The 17257-nt window shown below is 52.8% G+C and carries 14 protein-coding genes and 4 tRNA genes; 13 read left to right on the top strand and 5 right to left on the bottom strand.

Translation table 11 applies throughout. The features are described 5' to 3' along the window. The first annotated feature begins 16 nt into the window (after positions 1-16). The 13 genes from rfbA (at position 17) to aslB (ending at position 10602) form a co-directional block, all read left to right on the top strand. A complete protein-coding gene (rfbA, locus tag EAS44_RS24625; RefSeq protein ID WP_000676056.1) occupies positions 17-898 on the top strand; it encodes a glucose-1-phosphate thymidylyltransferase RfbA in 882 nt (293 codons plus the stop codon). After that, positions 876-1550, top strand: coding sequence for a dTDP-4-amino-4,6-dideoxy-D-galactose acyltransferase (gene rffC / locus EAS44_RS24620; protein ID WP_001145189.1), 675 nt, complete (start codon positions 876-878; stop codon positions 1548-1550). The genes rfbA and rffC overlap by 23 nt, the downstream gene beginning before the upstream one ends. Positions 1551-1554: 4 nt before the next feature. Then, positions 1555-2685, top strand: coding sequence for a dTDP-4-amino-4,6-dideoxygalactose transaminase (gene rffA, locus EAS44_RS24615; RefSeq protein WP_000612051.1), 1131 nt, complete (start codon positions 1555-1557; stop codon positions 2683-2685). Between the two features lies 1 nt (position 2686). Further along, positions 2687-3937 (top strand): lipid III flippase WzxE, encoded by a 1251-nt coding sequence (gene wzxE / locus EAS44_RS24610; RefSeq protein ID WP_000050241.1) that lies wholly within the window; start codon positions 2687-2689, stop codon positions 3935-3937. Then, positions 3934-5013 carry a TDP-N-acetylfucosamine:lipid II N-acetylfucosaminyltransferase gene (gene rffT, locus EAS44_RS24605; RefSeq protein WP_000217276.1) on the top strand — a complete coding sequence of 360 codons (1080 nt, stop codon included), beginning with the start codon at positions 3934-3936 and terminating at the stop codon, positions 5011-5013. Before wzxE ends, rffT begins: the two co-directional genes overlap by 4 nt. Beyond that, the gene (wzyE, locus tag EAS44_RS24600; protein ID WP_000055119.1) at positions 5010-6362 is read left to right on the top strand and encodes an ECA oligosaccharide polymerase; all 1353 of its coding nucleotides are present in this window, start codon (positions 5010-5012) and stop codon (positions 6360-6362) included. The genes rffT and wzyE overlap by 4 nt, the downstream gene beginning before the upstream one ends. A gap of 2 nt (positions 6363-6364) precedes the next feature. Continuing rightward, entirely contained in the window at positions 6365-7105 is a 741-nt protein-coding gene (gene wecG, locus EAS44_RS24595) for a lipopolysaccharide N-acetylmannosaminouronosyltransferase (RefSeq protein WP_001064047.1), read from the top strand. A 190-nt stretch (positions 7106-7295) separates the two neighbouring features. Continuing rightward, entirely contained in the window at positions 7296-8681 is a 1386-nt protein-coding gene (thrP, locus tag EAS44_RS24590; RefSeq protein WP_000774735.1) for a bifunctional threonine/serine APC transporter ThrP, read from the top strand. A gap of 102 nt (positions 8682-8783) precedes the next feature. Next, positions 8784-8860, top strand: a tRNA-Arg gene (locus EAS44_RS24585). A gap of 58 nt (positions 8861-8918) precedes the next feature. Next, positions 8919-8994 (top strand) — tRNA-His (locus tag EAS44_RS24580). Between the two features lie 20 nt (positions 8995-9014). Continuing rightward, positions 9015-9101: transfer RNA gene (locus EAS44_RS24575), tRNA-Leu, on the top strand. Between the two features lie 42 nt (positions 9102-9143). After that, positions 9144-9220 (top strand) — tRNA-Pro (locus EAS44_RS24570). Positions 9221-9366: 146 nt separating this feature from the next. Then, entirely contained in the window at positions 9367-10602 is a 1236-nt protein-coding gene (gene aslB / locus EAS44_RS24565; RefSeq protein ID WP_001187380.1) for an anaerobic sulfatase maturase, read from the top strand. A gap of 157 nt (positions 10603-10759) precedes the next feature. Here the strand turns inward: aslB and aslA are convergent, their stop codons facing one another. The 5 genes from aslA to hemC all read right to left on the bottom strand — a co-directional run bounded on the left by aslA (position 10760) and on the right by hemC (position 17180). Next, positions 10760-12415, bottom strand: a complete 1656-nt coding sequence (gene aslA, locus EAS44_RS24560; protein WP_000395836.1) for an arylsulfatase AslA — start codon at positions 12413-12415, stop codon at positions 10760-10762. A gap of 678 nt (positions 12416-13093) precedes the next feature. Continuing rightward, positions 13094-14290, bottom strand: coding sequence for a protoheme IX biogenesis protein HemY (hemY, locus tag EAS44_RS24555; RefSeq protein WP_000921791.1), 1197 nt, complete (start codon positions 14288-14290; stop codon positions 13094-13096). Positions 14291-14292: 2 nt separating this feature from the next. Beyond that, on the bottom strand, positions 14293-15480 hold the full coding sequence (gene hemX / locus EAS44_RS24550) for a uroporphyrinogen-III C-methyltransferase (protein WP_000139098.1): 1188 nt from the start codon (positions 15478-15480) through the stop codon (positions 14293-14295). Positions 15481-15501: 21 nt separating this feature from the next. Then, the gene (hemD, locus tag EAS44_RS24545) at positions 15502-16242 is read right to left on the bottom strand and encodes a uroporphyrinogen-III synthase (RefSeq protein WP_000026059.1); all 741 of its coding nucleotides are present in this window, start codon (positions 16240-16242) and stop codon (positions 15502-15504) included. Continuing rightward, positions 16239-17180: a hydroxymethylbilane synthase gene (hemC, locus tag EAS44_RS24540; protein ID WP_001350879.1), complete on the bottom strand. Its 942-nt coding sequence runs from the start codon at positions 17178-17180 to the stop codon at positions 16239-16241. Before hemC ends, hemD begins: the two co-directional genes overlap by 4 nt. Positions 17181-17257 lie beyond the last annotated feature (77 nt).

The raw sequence follows: 17257 nt of genomic DNA, 5'->3' as shown, positions 1-17257 counted from the left end.
TTCAGCGGAGGCAAACATGAAAGGTATTATCTTGGCGGGCGGTTCCGGCACCCGATTGCATCCGATTACGCGCGGCGTATCGAAGCAACTGTTGCCGATTTACGATAAGCCAATGATTTACTATCCGCTGTCGGTGCTGATGCTAGCCGGTATCCGCGAAATTCTCATCATTACTACGCCGGAAGATAAAGGTTATTTCCAGCGCCTGCTGGGTGACGGCAGTGAGTTCGGTATCCAGCTGGAATACGCCGAACAGCCCAGTCCGGACGGTCTGGCGCAGGCCTTTATCATCGGTGAAACCTTCCTCAACGGTGAACCTTCTTGTCTGGTGCTGGGCGATAACATCTTCTTCGGACAGGGCTTCAGTCCGAAGCTGCGTCATGTTGCGGCGCGCACGGAAGGGGCGACGGTATTTGGCTATCAGGTGATGGACCCGGAACGCTTTGGCGTGGTGGAGTTTGACGACAATTTCCGCGCTATCTCGCTGGAAGAAAAACCAAAACAGCCGAAATCAAACTGGGCGGTGACCGGGCTTTATTTCTACGACAGTAAAGTCGTGGAGTACGCAAAGCAGGTGAAGCCGTCGGAGCGTGGTGAACTGGAGATTACCTCCATCAACCAGATGTACCTCGAGGCGGGCAACCTGACCGTTGAACTGCTCGGGCGCGGATTTGCCTGGCTGGATACCGGCACTCACGACAGCCTGATTGAGGCCAGCACTTTTGTGCAGACAGTAGAAAAACGCCAGGGCTTTAAGATTGCCTGCCTGGAAGAGATTGCCTGGCGTAACGGCTGGCTCGATGACGAGGGTGTGAAGCGTGCTGCCAGTTCATTAGCGAAAACTGGCTACGGCCAATATCTGCTGGAGTTACTTCGTGCCCGTCCGCGCCAGTATTGAGCCACTAACCTGGGAAAACGCCTTCTTTGGTGTTAACAGCGCCATCGTGCGCATTACGTCTGAAGCACCGCTCCTGACGCCAGACGCGTTAGCGCCGTGGTCACGGGTGCAGGCCAAAATTGCGGCATCAAATACGGGTGAACTGGATGCTCTGCAACAGCTGGGATTCTCCCTGGTAGAAGGTGAAGTTGATTTGGCACTACCCGTGAACAATGTCAGTGATAGCGGTGCAGTAGTGGCACAAGAGACCGATATTCCCGCATTACGTCAGTTAGCCAGCGCCGCATTTGCGCAAAGCCGTTTTCGTGCGCCGTGGTATGCGCCTGACGCCAGCGGTCGCTTTTATGCACAGTGGATTGAAAATGCCGTGCGCGGCACCTTTGATCATCAATGTCTGATTTTACGTGCGGCGTCCGGCGATATTCGCGGTTATGTCTCTTTACGGGAACTCAATGCGACAGATGCGCGAATTGGCCTGCTGGCTGGACGCGGTGCAGGTGCTGAGCTAATGCAAACGGCGCTAAACTGGGCGTATGCTCGCGGTAAAACAACTTTGCGGGTGGCGACCCAGATGGGCAACACCGCCGCGCTTAAACGATACATACAAAGTGGTGCGAATGTAGAAAGCACCGCGTACTGGTTATACAGGTGATCACATGATTCCATTTAACGCACCGCCGGTGGTGGGAACCGAACTCGACTATATGCAGTCGGCAATGGGTAGCGGCAAACTGTGCGGCGATGGTGGTTTTACCCGTCGCTGCCAGCAGTGGCTGGAGCAACGTTTTGGCAGCGCCAAAGTGTTACTGACGCCATCCTGTACCGCTTCGCTGGAGATGGCGGCGCTGCTGCTCGATATCCAGCCTGGCGATGAAGTGATCATGCCGAGCTATACCTTTGTCTCCACCGCCAATGCCTTTGTGCTGCGTGGCGCGAAAATCGTCTTTGTGGATGTTCGCCCGGACACCATGAACATCGACGAAACGCTGATTGAAGCGGCGATCACCGACAAAACGCGCGTTATCGTGCCGGTCCATTACGCGGGTGTGGCCTGCGAAATGGACACCATTATGGCGTTGGCGAAGAAGCATAATCTGTTTGTGGTGGAAGATGCCGCTCAGGGCGTGATGTCCACTTACAAAGGGCGTGCGCTGGGAACCATTGGTCATATTGGCTGCTTTAGCTTCCATGAAACCAAAAACTACACGGCGGGTGGTGAAGGCGGCGCGACGCTGATTAACGATAAAGCGTTGATCGAACGAGCCGAGATCATCCGTGAAAAAGGCACAAACCGCAGCCAGTTCTTCCGTGGTCAGGTCGATAAATATACCTGGCGCGATATTGGCTCCAGCTATTTGATGTCCGATCTGCAAGCTGCGTACCTGTGGGCGCAACTGGAAGCTGCGGATCGTATCAACCAGCAACGTCTGGCGCTGTGGCAAAACTACTACGATGCGCTGGCGCCTCTGGCAAAAAATGGGCGTATCGAGCTGCCGTCGATTCCCGATGGCTGCGTGCAGAACGCGCATATGTTCTACATTAAACTGCGGGATATTGATGACCGGAGCGCATTGATTAACTTTCTGAAAGAAGCGGAAATCATGGCGGTGTTCCATTACATTCCGCTGCACGGTTGCCCTGCGGGGGAACGCTTTGGTGAGTTCCACGGTGAAGATCGCTACACCACCAAAGAGAGCGAGCGCCTGCTGCGCCTGCCGTTGTTCTACAACCTGTCGCCCGTCAATCAGCGTACGGTAATTGCGACCTTGTTGAACTACTTCTCCTGATATGTCGTTGGCAAAAGCGTCCTTGTGGACGGCGGCCAGTACACTGGTCAAGATTGGTGCCGGGTTACTGGTCGGTAAGTTGCTGGCAGTGTCATTTGGTCCGGCGGGGCTTGGGCTGGCGGCAAATTTCCGCCAGTTGATTACCGTGCTCGGCGTGCTTGCCGGGGCAGGCATCTTTAACGGCGTAACCAAATACGTTGCCCAGTATCATGATAATCCCCAACAGCTGCGCCGCGTGGTCGGCACTTCATCAGCGATGGTACTTGGCTTCTCTACGCTAATGGCGCTGGTTTTTGTGCTGGCAGCTGCGCTAATCAGCCAGGGGTTGTTTGGTAATACCGACTATCAGGGGCTGGTGCGTTTAGTGGCGCTGGTGCAAATGGGGATTGCCTGGGGCAACCTGTTACTGGCGTTGATGAAAGGCTTTCGCGATGCCGCAGGTAATGCGTTATCTCTGATTGTCGGTAGCTTGATTGGCGTTCTCGCGTACTACGTCAGTTATCGTTTGGGCGGTTATGAAGGGGCGTTGCTGGGTCTGGCGCTGATTCCCGCGCTGGTGGTAATTCCTGCTGTTATCATGTTGATCAAACGTGGTGTCATCCCGTTAAGCTATCTGAAACCCAGCTGGGATAACGGTCTGGCAGGGCAGTTGAGCAAATTTACGCTCATGGCGTTGATTACGTCGGTGACCTTGCCTGTTGCTTACATCATGATGCGTAAACTGCTGGCGGCGCAGTATAGCTGGGATGAAGTGGGGATCTGGCAAGGGGTGAGCAGTATTTCCGATGCCTACCTGCAATTTATTACGGCATCGTTCAGCGTATATTTGCTGCCCACGTTGTCGCGGTTAACGGAAAAGCGCGATATCACCCGGGAAGTGGTTAAATCGCTGAAATTCGTCTTACCGGCAGTGGCGGCGGCGAGTTTTACCGTCTGGTTGCTGCGTGATTTTGCTATCTGGCTGCTGTTGTCGAATAAATTTACCGCTATGCGCGATCTCTTTGCCTGGCAGTTGGTGGGTGATGTGTTAAAAGTGGGCGCTTATGTCTTTGGTTATCTGGTGATCGCCAAAGCGTCACTGCGGTTTTATATTCTGGCGGAAATCAGCCAGTTCACTTTATTGATGGTATTTGCCCACTGGCTAATCCCTGCGCATGGCGCACTGGGCGCAGCACAGGCCTATATGGCAACCTATATCGTCTATTTTTCTCTTTGTTGTGGCGTGTTTTTACTCTGGCGTAGGTGGGCATGACTGTACTGATTCACGTACTGGGATCGGATATCCCTCACCATAACCGAACCGTTCTGCGGTTTTTCAACGACGCGCTGGCCGCGACGAGCGGGCACGCGCGCGAGTTTATGGTTGCTGGCAAGGACGACGGCTTAAGTGATAGCTGTCCGGCGCTTTCTGTGCAATTTTTCCCTGGGAAAAAATCGCTGGCGGAAGCGGTCATCGCGAAAGCAAAAGCTAACCGTCAGCAGCGATTTTTTTTCCACGGTCAGTTCAATCCCAAACTGTGGCTGGCTCTGCTGAGTGGTGGCATTAAGCCCAGCCAGTTTTTCTGGCATATCTGGGGAGCAGACCTGTATGAGCTTTCCAGTGGCTTGAGATATAAGCTTTTTTACCCGCTACGTCGCCTGGCGCAAAAGAGAGTCGGCTGTGTATTTGCCACCCGCGGTGATTTGAGCTTTTTTGCCAAAACGCATCCAAAGGTGCGGGGAGAACTGCTGTACTTCCCGACGCGGATGGACCCTTCTCTTAATACGATGGCGAACGATCGGCAACGTGAAGGAAAAATGACCATTCTGGTGGGGAACTCCGGTGACCGCAGCAATGAGCATATTGCTGCCTTGCGCGCCGTTCATCAGCAATTTGGCGATACGGTAAAAGTGGTGGTGCCGATGGGATATCCGCCTAATAACGAAGCGTACATCGAGGAAGTTCGTCAGGCGGGACTGGAGTTATTCAGCGAAGAAAACCTACAAGTTCTGAGCGAAAAACTGGAATTTGACGCCTATCTGACGCTACTTCGCCAGTGCGATCTCGGTTACTTTATTTTTGCCCGCCAGCAGGGCATTGGTACGCTTTGCTTACTGATTCAGGCGGGCATTCCTTGCGTGCTTAACCGGGAAAATCCGTTCTGGCAGGATATGACGGAACAGCATTTGCCAGTACTGTTTACTACCGATGATCTCAACGAGGATATTGTGCGTGAAGCGCAGCGCCAGTTGGCGTCGGTGGATAAAAACACCATTGCCTTCTTTAGCCCTAACTATCTACAAGGCTGGCAGCGGGCGTTGGCGATTGCCGCCGGGGAGGTCGCATGAGTCTGCTGCAATTCAGTGGCCTGTTTGTTGTCTGGCTGCTCTGCACGCTGTTTATTGCCACGCTGACCTGGTTTGAGTTTCGCCGTGTGCGCTTTAACTTCAATGTCTTCTTTTCATTGCTGTTTTTGCTCACCTTTTTCTTCGGCTTTCCGCTGACCAGCGTGCTGGTATTTCGCTTTGATGTTGGTGTCGCGCCGCCAGAAATCTTGTTGCAGGCGTTGCTTTCTGCAGGCTGCTTCTACGCGGTTTACTATGTCACCTACAAAACCCGTCTACGCAAACGCGTTGCTGATGCACCGCGCCGTCCGCTGTTTACCATGAACCGCGTGGAGACCAATCTCACGTGGGTGATCCTGATGGGCATCGCTCTGGTGAGCGTCGGCATCTTCTTCATGCACAACGGCTTTTTGCTGTTCCGGCTTAATTCTTACAGTCAGATCTTTTCCAGCGAAGTCTCCGGCGTGGCATTAAAACGCTTCTTTTACTTTTTCATCCCGGCGATGCTGGTGGTTTATTTTCTGCGCCAGGATAGCAAAGCGTGGCTGTTTTTCCTCGTCAGCACGGTTGCCTTTGGCTTGTTGACTTACATGATTGTCGGCGGCACTCGCGCCAATATCATCATCGCATTCGCTATCTTCCTGTTTATTGGCATTATTCGCGGCTGGATTTCGTTGTGGATGCTGGCGGCGGCGGGCGTGCTGGGGATTGTGGGCATGTTCTGGCTGGCGCTAAAACGCTATGGAATGAATGTGAGCGGCGATGAAGCGTTCTATACGTTTCTCTATCTCACTCGCGACACCTTCTCGCCGTGGGAGAATCTGGCGTTGCTGTTGCAGAACTACGACAACATCGACTTCCAGGGCCTGGCTCCAATTGTCCGCGATTTCTATGTCTTTATCCCTTCCTGGCTGTGGCCGGGTCGCCCGAGTATGGTGCTGAACTCCGCCAACTACTTTACCTGGGAAGTGCTGAATAACCACTCCGGACTGGCGATCTCGCCTACGCTTATAGGCTCACTGGTTGTTATGGGCGGCGCGTTGTTCATCCCGCTCGGGGCGATTGTGGTTGGACTGATTATCAAATGGTTCGACTGGCTGTATGAGCTGGGCAACCGCGAGACTAATCGCTATAAGGCTGCGATATTGCACAGTTTCTGCTTCGGGGCGATCTTCAATATGATCGTGCTGGCGCGTGAAGGGCTGGATTCGTTTGTCTCACGCGTGGTCTTTTTTATCGTGGTCTTCGGCGCATGTCTGATGATCGCAAAACTGTTGTACTGGCTTTTTGAAAGCGCCGGACTCATTCATAAACGAACAAAATCATCGCTCCGGACGCAGGTTGAAGGATAACAATGAATAACAACACCACGGCACCGACCTATACGCTGCGTGGCTTACAGTTGATTGGTTGGCGTGATATGCAGCACGCCCTCGATTATCTGTTCGCTGACGGGCAGCTTAAGCAGGGAACGCTGGTTGCCATTAATGCCGAAAAAATGCTGACCATTGAAGATAACGCTGAGGTCAGGGAGTTAATTAACGCTGCCGAATTTAAATATGCGGATGGCATAAGCGTTGTACGTTCAGTACGTAAAAAGTACCCGCAGGCGCAGGTTTCCCGCGTTGCTGGGGCCGATCTCTGGGAAGAGCTGATGGCGCGCGCAGGCAAAGAAGGGACACAGGTATTTCTTGTGGGCGGTAAACCTGAAGTGCTGGCGCAAACTGAAGCTAAACTGCGCAACCAGTGGAATGTGAATATCGTTGGCAGTCAGGATGGTTATTTTAAACCCGAGCAGCGTCAGGCGCTGTTTGAACGCATTCATGCCAGCGGAGCGCAAATCGTCACCGTTGCGATGGGAGCGCCAAAGCAGGAGATCTTCATGCGCGACTGCCGTCTGGTGCATCCAGATGCGCTGTATATGGGCGTTGGCGGGACCTACGATGTTTTCACCGGTCACGTAAAACGCGCACCGAAAATCTGGCAAACGCTGGGGCTGGAGTGGCTCTACCGCCTGCTTTCGCAGCCGAGCCGCATTAAGCGTCAGCTTCGTTTGCTGCGTTATTTACGCTGGCATTACACCGGCAACCTCTGATTTTCCTCTCTTTGTAAAGCGACGGAGTGGTCACTTCGTCGCCTGTCTGCTTTTTTATTACACAAAGCATTCAAATTTTTAATGCTTTATTTGCCATTTCTCCTGAATTACGAAAACATTCGCAACACTCGATGTACCCATAACGATAAACGGTAACACCGGAAAGCATGCAAACACAACACGAGGATTTATGGCAGATAACAAACCAGAGCTACAGCGTGGGCTGGAAGCTCGACATATCGAACTCATCGCCCTGGGGGGCACCATTGGCGTCGGCCTGTTTATGGGGGCCGCCAGTACCCTGAAATGGGCCGGGCCATCCGTATTGTTGGCCTATATCATCGCCGGGCTGTTCGTCTTTTTCATCATGCGTTCAATGGGCGAAATGTTGTTCCTCGAACCGGTTACCGGTTCGTTCGCCGTTTACGCGCATCGTTATATGAGCCCGTTCTTTGGTTATCTCACCGCCTGGTCTTACTGGTTTATGTGGATGGCGGTGGGGATCTCAGAAATCACCGCCATTGGCGTTTATGTCCAGTTCTGGTTCCCGGAGATGGCGCAGTGGATACCCGCATTGATCGCGGTGGCGCTGGTGGCGTTGGCGAATCTGGCTGCGGTGAGGTTGTACGGCGAAATCGAGTTCTGGTTCGCGATGATCAAAGTCACCACGATTATCGTGATGATTGTCATTGGCCTGGGCGTGATTTTCTTTGGCTTTGGCAATGGCGGGCAGTCGATTGGTTTTAGCAATCTCACAGAGCATGGCGGTTTCTTTGCTGGTGGCTGGAAAGGGTTCCTGACCGCATTGTGTATTGTGGTGGCGTCCTACCAGGGCGTGGAGCTGATTGGCATTACTGCCGGTGAAGCGAAGAATCCGCAGGTGACGCTGCGCAGTGCCGTAGGCAAGGTGCTGTGGCGAATCCTGATTTTCTACGTTGGCGCGATTTTCGTTATCGTTACTATCTTCCCGTGGAATGAAATAGGCAGCAACGGTAGCCCGTTCGTACTGACTTTCGCCAAAATCGGCATTACCGCAGCGGCGGGCATTATCAACTTTGTGGTTCTGACGGCTGCGCTCTCTGGCTGTAACAGCGGCATGTACAGTTGCGGACGTATGCTCTACGCACTGGCGAAAAACCGTCAGTTACCGGCGGCAATGGCGAAAGTTTCCCGTCACGGCGTACCGGTTGCGGGTGTGGCAGTATCTATTGCTATTCTGCTAATTGGCTCATGCCTGAACTACATCATTCCCAATCCGCAGCGTGTGTTTGTTTACGTCTACAGTGCCAGCGTGCTTCCGGGGATGGTGCCATGGTTTGTGATATTGATAAGCCAGCTGCGTTTTCGTCGTGCGCATAAAGCAGCAATTGCCAGCCATCCGTTCCGCTCAATCCTGTTCCCTTGGGCCAACTACGTAACAATGGCATTCCTGATTTGCGTTTTGATCGGCATGTACTTTAATGAAGATACGCGTATGTCGCTGTTTGTCGGCATCATCTTTATGCTGGTGGTGACGGCGATTTATAAAGTTTTTGGGCTTAATCGCCACGGTAAAGCGCATAAACTGGAGGAATAAGCAGCAAAACGCACAAACCGTAACCAAACGCGCAATTTATTTAAAAAGGGACTAGACAGAGGGGTGGGAAGTCCGTATTATCCACCCCCGCAACGGCGCTAAGCGCCCGTAGCTCAGCTGGATAGAGCGCTGCCCTCCGGAGGCAGAGGTCTCAGGTTCGAATCCTGTCGGGCGCGCCATTTAGTCCCGGCGCTTGAGCTGCGGTGGTAGTAATACCGCGTAACAAGATTTGTAGTGGTGGCTATAGCTCAGTTGGTAGAGCCCTGGATTGTGATTCCAGTTGTCGTGGGTTCGAATCCCATTAGCCACCCCATTATTAGAAGTTGTGACAATGCGAAGGTGGCGGAATTGGTAGACGCGCTAGCTTCAGGTGTTAGTGTCCTTACGGACGTGGGGGTTCAAGTCCCCCCCCTCGCACCACGACTTTAAAGAATTGAACTAAAAATTCAAAAAGCAGTATTTCGGCGAGTAGCGCAGCTTGGTAGCGCAACTGGTTTGGGACCAGTGGGTCGGAGGTTCGAATCCTCTCTCGCCGACCAATTTTGAACCCCGCTTCGGCGGGGTTTTTTGTTTTCTGTGCATTTCGTCACTTTCCCTTCGCAATAAACGCCCGTAATAACGTATTGCGCCACGGTATGATTTCGCCCTTAACTTATTGAAGGATGACTTCAGGCAAGGAGCGACCATGCAGCAACAGGTTCCAACGCGTGCTTTTCATGTGATGGCGAAACCGAGCGGTTCTGATTGTAATCTGAACTGTGACTACTGTTTTTATCTCGAAAAACAATCCCTTTACCACGAAAAGCCAGTCACGCATATGGACGATGACACGCTGGAAGCGTATGTCCGTCACTATATCGCTGCCAGCGAAACCCAAAACGAAGTGGCTTTTACCTGGCAGGGCGGCGAACCAACGTTACTCGGGCTGGATTTTTACCGCCGTGCCGTGGCGCTACAGGCGAAATATGGTGCTGGCAGGAAGATAAGTAATAGCTTCCAGACTAACGGCGTGCTGCTCGATGACGAATGGTGTGCATTTCTGGCAGAAAATCATTTTCTTGTAGGGTTATCGCTGGATGGTCCGGCTGAGATCCACAATCAATATCGCGTGACCAAAGGTGGCAGACCAACGCATAAGCTGGTGATGCGTGCTCTGACGCTCCTGCAAAAACATCATGTCGACTATAACGTGCTGGTCTGCGTCAATCGCACCAGTGCGTTACAACCTTTGCAAGTCTATGATTTTCTGTGTGATGCAGGTGTTGAGTTCATCCAGTTTATTCCGGTGGTCGAGCGCCTGGCTGATGAAACGGCTGCTCATGCTGGACTTAAGCTACATGCTCCCGGCGATATTCAGGGCGAACTGACGGAATGGTCGGTGTGCCCGCAAGAGTTCGGTGAGTTTCTGGTGGCGATTTTCGACCACTGGATTAAGCGCGACGTCGGCAAGGTTTTCGTAATGAATATCGAATGGGCGTTCGCCAATTTTGTCGGCGCACCGGGCGCGGTTTGCCATCATCAGCCAACCTGTGGGCGCTCGGTGATTGTTGAACACAACGGCGATGTTTACGCCTGCGATCACTATGTTTATCCGCAGTATCGACTAGGGAATATGCTTCAGCAGACGATTGCAGAAATGATTGATTCCCCGCAACAGCAGGCATTTGGTGAAGATAAATTCAAGCAGTTACCGGCACAGTGTCGCAGTTGCAACGTGTTAAAAGCGTGCTGGGGAGGCTGCCCGAAACACCGCTTTATGCTCGATGCCAGCGGCAAACCCGGGCTGAATTATTTGTGTGCCGGGTATCAGCGTTATTTCCGCCATCTACCGCCATATCTTAAAGCAATGGCTGATTTGCTGGCGCACGGTCGTCCGGCCAGCGACATTATGCAGGCGCATTTGATGGTGGTGAATAAGTAGAAATCGGCGGCCGCCTGCGGTTGATTGCCGGATGCGGCGTGAACGCCTTATCCGGCCTACAATCATTGCAAATTCAATAAATTGCAGCGTTCTGTAGGCTGGATAAGATGCGTCAGCATCGCATCCGGCAAAGGCAGATCTCAGCGATAGCGCCGGCTTAGTCAGATTTAATCTGCGCGCGTGGTGGATATTTTTTCAGGATCTCCATATACGCGTGCATTTCGGTCTGTAGCGGTACACCCATCGGAATATGGCGCACGCCGATAGAGTCGCTTTCCTGCGGATCGGTGTACAGGTTAAACACCGACGATCCCGCCGTTTGCATTACTGTGCCGGTGAATCCACCCTGATATCCGCTCTGGGTATAAGCGTAAGGTTGCTGAATCAGGACGTGATACTTGAACTCATCCATACGCACAGCAGAAAGTTTACCGTTGAGGAAGTAGTGCTCGGCCTTACGGTTAGACTGACCATTTGTTCCCAGGAAGAAAGATGTCTGGTCCACACCATCGATAAAGGTGGTTTTCGGTACTAAATTCGCTACTTTCGCCCCAGGATGCCCCGCCAGATCCAGCGCCGTAGGGAAGAGATCCGCCAGATCGACAATGCCGTCAGATTTACGCGGTTGGATCATGCCTTTCCAGTAAACGAAGGTTGGCACACGAACGCCGCCTTCCCATGTAGAACCTTTCGCACCGCGGAACGGCGTGCGACCGTGCGGCGGAACTTCGGCTTCCGGACCGTTATCAGAGGTGAACACAATCAGCGTGTTATCAAGCTGACCGTTTTTCTCCAGTGCTTTATACAGATTGGCGAAGATATCGTTCATCTCCACCATGCAGTCGCCGTAAGAGGTGCGCGCCGGAGAGCTACCCGCATATTTGGCGTTCGGGTAGTTATCGAAGTGACAGCCGCGAGTGCCGTAATAGAGGAAGAAAGGCTTATCACTCTTCGCCATCTTGTCGAGGAACTTAACGCCATATTCCATCCAGCGTTGATCCAGGTCTTCCATATATTTCGGCGTAATGTCGGCAATGGCTTCCTGTTCACCGCCGCGCACGGCATGAACGTCATCTTTGCTGAACGGCAGTTTTTGGATGTATTCAGAACGAGCCGGGCTCAGGGCGACTTCCGGGTTGACATGAACATCACGCCATTCGGTATACATATCGGACACCGAGTTAAAGCCGCGGAAATCATCAAAGCCAACGTTCTGCGGCTGCGACTCTTTGTTTTCCCCCATATGCCATTTCCCGATAGCCTGGGTGACGTAGCCCTGATCGTGCAGCAACTGCGGCAGCGTGGTTAACCCTTGCAGACCGCCCGGTTGCCCGTACATTGGCGGCATCAGAATGCCGTGGTGGATGGAGTATTGTCCGGTGAGAATCGTGGCGCGGGTTGGGGAAGAACTCGGTTGAGAATACGCCGAAGTTAAAATCAGCCCCTGGCTGGCAACGGCGTCGATATCTGGTGTAGGGTTACCCACCGCCACGCCGCCGCCGTTAAAGCCAACGTCCATCCAGCCCACATCATCCAGCAAGAAAACAACCACGTTCGGTTTCTTACCGGTTTTTTTCTCAAGTTCCGCCAGTTTCTGCTGGGTTTCTTTGTCTTGTGCAGGATGCTGCATCACCGGCATCATGTTGTCGGCAATAGTGGTCGCCGGTTTAACCAGATACTGGTTTGGGTGATCGTATCCGGCAAAGCCTTTGCGTGCGGTGGCGGTTGACGGGGTATCTGCTGCGCTGGCTATGAGAGGAAGAGCTGCGGCGACAGCAACAACAAGAAGTTTGGGTGAAAACGAAAATTCCATGCAAAATGCTCCGGTTTCATGTCGTCAAAATGATGACGTAATTAAGCATTGATAATTGAGATCCCTCTCCCTGACAGGATGATTGCATAAATAATAGTGATAAAAATAAATTATTTATTTATCCAGAAAATGAATTGAAAAATCAGGAGAGCATTTTCAATCCTACCTCTGGCGCAGGTGATATGTAAGGCGGTGATGTTATATCGCGTTGATTATTGATGCTGTTTTTAGTTTTAACGGCAATTAATATATATGTTATTAATTGAATGACTTTTATTATTCATTATATATATGTGTAGAATTGTGCGCAGGAGAAATATTCACTCAGGAAGTTATTACTCAGGAAGCAAAGAGGATTACAGAATTATCTCATAACAAGTGTTAAGGGATGTTATTTCCCGGTTCTCTGTGGCATAATAAACGAGTAGATGCTCATTCCATCTCTTATGTTCGCCTTAGTGCCTCATAAACTCCGGAATGACGCAGAGCCGTTTACGGTGCTTATCGTCCACTGACAGATGTCGCTTATGCCTCATCAGACACCATGGACACAACGTTGAGTGAAGCACCCACTTGTTGTCATACAGACCTGTTTTAACGCCTGCTCCGTAATAAGAGCAGGCGTTTTTTTATATATCAGAAAGGCCCCGGAGGTGCTTGCCTCCGGGTGAGAAAGAGCTACTGTGGCGGGTTGTTCTGCAACGTTAACATCAAACCGTCGCGACGCATCGCTGCGGCTTCTTCCGGCTTGTGCAGTCTGTCCAGCGCGTCGGCAAGCCATGCGTAATCGTAGGCGTCCGGACGTTGTTTCAGCGCTGCGCGGAAGGCGAGCGATGCTTCCTGCCATTCTCCGTGTTTCATCAGCGACTGACCCAGTGTGCTCCACAACAGCGGGCGATCGCCCACGTTTTTGATCTGTTGGCGCAGCACTTTTTCCAGCTGTTCCGGGTTATTGGTTTTCAGACGCGGGATCGGCAGCAGCAGGCGATCGTCATACTGGCGTTTCAGGCCATCGATGATAATTTGCTGGGCAGTATCATGATCGTCACACTCAATAAGATGTTCCGCCATTGCCACCTGCAAGGCCACCTGATGACGCGTTTTCCGGCTTTGGTTTTTCCACCAGTTACGCAAACCTTCACTACCGTTATCGGCACGCGCCTGATCCATCAGGCCAATCCATGCCTGTTGTTCCAGCATTGCACGATGTTCTTCATCACCAACATGGGCTTTCGCCATTGATGGGATGATATCCAGCAGCGAACTCCATGCACCAGTGCGGATATACGCCTGTTCCGCCAGACGTAATACTTCCGGATGGCGTGGCGTAACTTCCAGCAGCTTATCCACGCCGTGACGTGCTGCATGGTTTTCATTACGGGCCAGTTGCAGACGTACACGGGTGATTTCTACCGGAATGGTGTCATTGCCGGCCAGCTCCGCTGCGCGTTCCAGATGTTGGTTGGCGCGTGCTTCATCACCACGTTGTTGCGCGGCTTCGGCTGCCAGTAGATAGTTCACCACCGGTTGTTCAGCGTGATCGGCATTTTTCGCCATCAGCTTTTCAACTTGCTGATAATCGCCTTCCGCCAGTTTCAGCAGCGCCTGTTCGGTCTGCTTACGTGCACGGCGACGCTTACGTCCGACAAACCACCCACGGGTGTGCGCGCCTGTGCGGAAGATTCGCCGCAGTAGCCACTCAATGGCAAACAGCACTACCATCGCCAGAATCAAAATAATCGCGAGGCCCGTGACGCTGGTTTCAATATTGTAGTTGTCGGTCTGGATCAGCACGTAACCCTGATGGCCGGCAATCATCGGGCCAACCACGATCCCCGCAATCAGCAACACAAAGAGCAATAACACTTTTAGCATGGTTATTCTCCTTGCGGCGCGGCTGCCGGAGCATCAGCTTGCGGTGCAGGTGCAGGTGCAGGTTTAGCTTCCGTTGTCCCTGCTGCCGGTTGTGCCAGCAGGTTACGCACGCGGGTCTGCATCAATTTTTCCAGCATCGCCTGGCTTTGCAGGGTTTCCGGAAGATCCATCGAGATATTTTGCTGGCTTAACTGGTCCACCTCGTCGAGGAACGCTTTGGTGGTGGCATCATCAGTATCGTAGTAAGCACGTACCCAGGTGGAGACGTTCTCCAGCGCCTGGCGATAAGTCTCTTCCTGGTGACGCGGTACAGCTTGTGCTGCGACCAGCAGGCGAGAGCGAATATTTTCGCGCAGATAGATATCCTGATTTGGCGCTAACAGCGGTACGGCGGTGTCATCACGACGGCGAATCGTAATGAAGTTGTCCATAAAGTTCTGCCAGCTTTTTTGCAGATTGATACGCCATTCGCTGATGGAACTGGAAAGCTCTTCACCGTCGGAATCCATCGGCGAACCATCGCTGTCATTATCGGCCAGACGCAGATTATCTACCTGATTTGAAAGCTGATTAAGCTTAAGGATGATACCGTCATAATCCACCTGCGATACCGCAGAAAGGCTGGCGATATCATCGGTAATTGCCCGGCGAACGGTAATCAGACTCGGGTCATTCATATCCGCCAGGCTGGCGTCTGCACTTTTCAGCAACGCTGCAGCGGTCGTGACGTCCTGATCGCTCCACAGCTTCCGTCCGGCGAGTTTCACCAGAAAATCGGCCTGGGCCAGCAGCCAGGTTTTAGCATCGCTGCCGGAAATGGTGGCGACCTTTTGTTGGACTTCATCCAGCTGTTTTGCCAGCGTTTCTTGCTGACGATTCGCCTGCTCAAGCTGTACAGCTTGTTGCTTGATAATGCCTTCCAGCTCGGCTTTTTGGCTCTCCTGGGCTTTTTGCAGTGCCGTAAGTTGGTTAGCCAGGGCATCGCTGGTGGCAGTCTGATTGACGGCCTGTTGTTTACCCCAGCCATACAAACCGACGCCCGCCGCCAGAGCAATAGCGATAGCCACCGCGCTGAGAATCAATGCGGTATTGTTCTTACTCTTTTTTTCTGTTGCGACAGGTTGTGACGTGGTGTCCACGGCCTCCCTGGTCTCTTCAACCACGGCGGAGGTTTTTTCTTGTTCCGTCATTATGGCTTCCTGTTATGAGAGTTATTGTAATGCCCGTAAAAGCGCATCGTTGTCAGCGTTATCGGCGACCTTAATGTCTTGCCAGCCCAGTTCCCGGGCGAGTTTCGCCAAACGCTCACTGACGACCAATAGTCGACAGCGTAGTAACCAGTGCTCACGATACCATTGTGGGATCAGCGACCAGAGTTGCTGCAACATTTCACCGCTGGTAACAACGACCGTCGTCACCTCGCGGGATTGCCAGCGCATCGCTTCTTCTGCACCATCGTAATGGATTGCGCATCGTTGATAACATTCACAAAAAGTGACCTCAGCACCGCGCGCCGTCAGGGAATCCCCAATTAGCTCACGACCGCCATTGCCACGTAATATCAGCGCACGTTTGCCCGCAATATTTTGTAATTCAGGTAATTGTAGCAAGACTTCGCTGATTTCCCGATCCTGCGGGTAGAGAATCTTCTGTCCGCTTACGGTATGTAGTGCCAGCGCGGTGGTGCGTCCAATGGCGAAATAATCAGGTAGTCGGGGCCATTTACGATCTTGCTGATGCAGCTGTGATTGGGCAAAAGCAACCGCGTGTTGCGAGAGGGCAAACAACAGATCGCTCTCTCCCAGCGCTGCCAGTTGATCAGCAAGTTGCGGTAATTGTCGACCCGGAGAAAACTCAATCAGCGGAAAATGCCAGGCCACCTGCCCCAGTGTGCGCAGACGGCTCACTAACTCTTCTCCTGCGGGAGACGGGCGGGTGACCAGGATACTCATGCCGGGGCGTCTCCGTTATAGACTTCAGCGAGGATCTCGCGCGCGCCGTTATTCAGTAGCTCTTCTGCCAGCGAAATCCCCATTTGTTCGGCATCTTGCGGCGCACCGCGGCGTTCACCGCGAATAATCTGCGAACCGTCCGGCGCGCCGACCAACGCACGCAGCCAGATTTCGCCATCAATAAGCTCGGCGTAGCTACCAATTGGCACCTGACATCCGCCTTCGAGACGGGTATTCATGGCGCGTTCGGCGGTAACGCGCAGTGCAGTTTCGTGGTGATTCAGCGCGGCGAGCAGCTCGCGAGTGCGTGCATCATCAAGGCGGCATTCAATGCCCACCGCACCTTGCCCTACCGCCGGAAGAGAAATCTCGGGTGGCAACGCGGCGCGAATGCGGGACTCCAGACCTAAACGTTTTAGTCCGGCTACGGCAAGAATGATGGCATCATATTCGCCGTTATCCAGTTTGCTCAGACGAGTGCCGACGTTGCCGCGCAGGGAGCGGATAATCAGATCCGGGCGGCGTTCAGCCAGTTGGCACTGGCGACGTAAACTGGACGTCCCGACGATACTGCCTGCCGGTAACGCATCCAGACTGTCATAGGTGTTGGATACAAAGGCATCGCGGGGATCTTCGCGCTTGCAAATGGTGACCAGCCCCAGACCTTGCGGGAATTCAACCGGCACATCTTTCATTGAATGTACGGCGATATCGGCGCGATTTTCGAGGAGCGCGACTTCCAGCTCTTTCACAAATAAGCCTTTTCCGCCTACTTTCGCCAGCGGCGTATCAAGAATCACATCGCCGCGCGTCACCATCGGTACCAGTTCAACGACCAGGCCCGGATGGCTCGCCATCAACTTGTCTTTGACATAGTGTGCCTGCCAGAGTGCAAGTGGGCTTTGGCGTGTGGCAATTCTTAAAACATTGTCTAACATGCTTGTTACCGTCATTATCATCCGTGGTCCATCCTAACATCCTTGCCAGAGCGATGTCAGTGTTGTGGTGAAACGTA

The organism is Escherichia coli DSM 30083 = JCM 1649 = ATCC 11775 (genome assembly GCF_003697165.2).
GTDB lineage: Bacteria > Pseudomonadota > Gammaproteobacteria > Enterobacterales > Enterobacteriaceae > Escherichia > Escherichia coli.
Note: the sequence above shows the minus strand (reverse complement) of the source record. Positions and strands in the feature narration are given on the sequence as shown.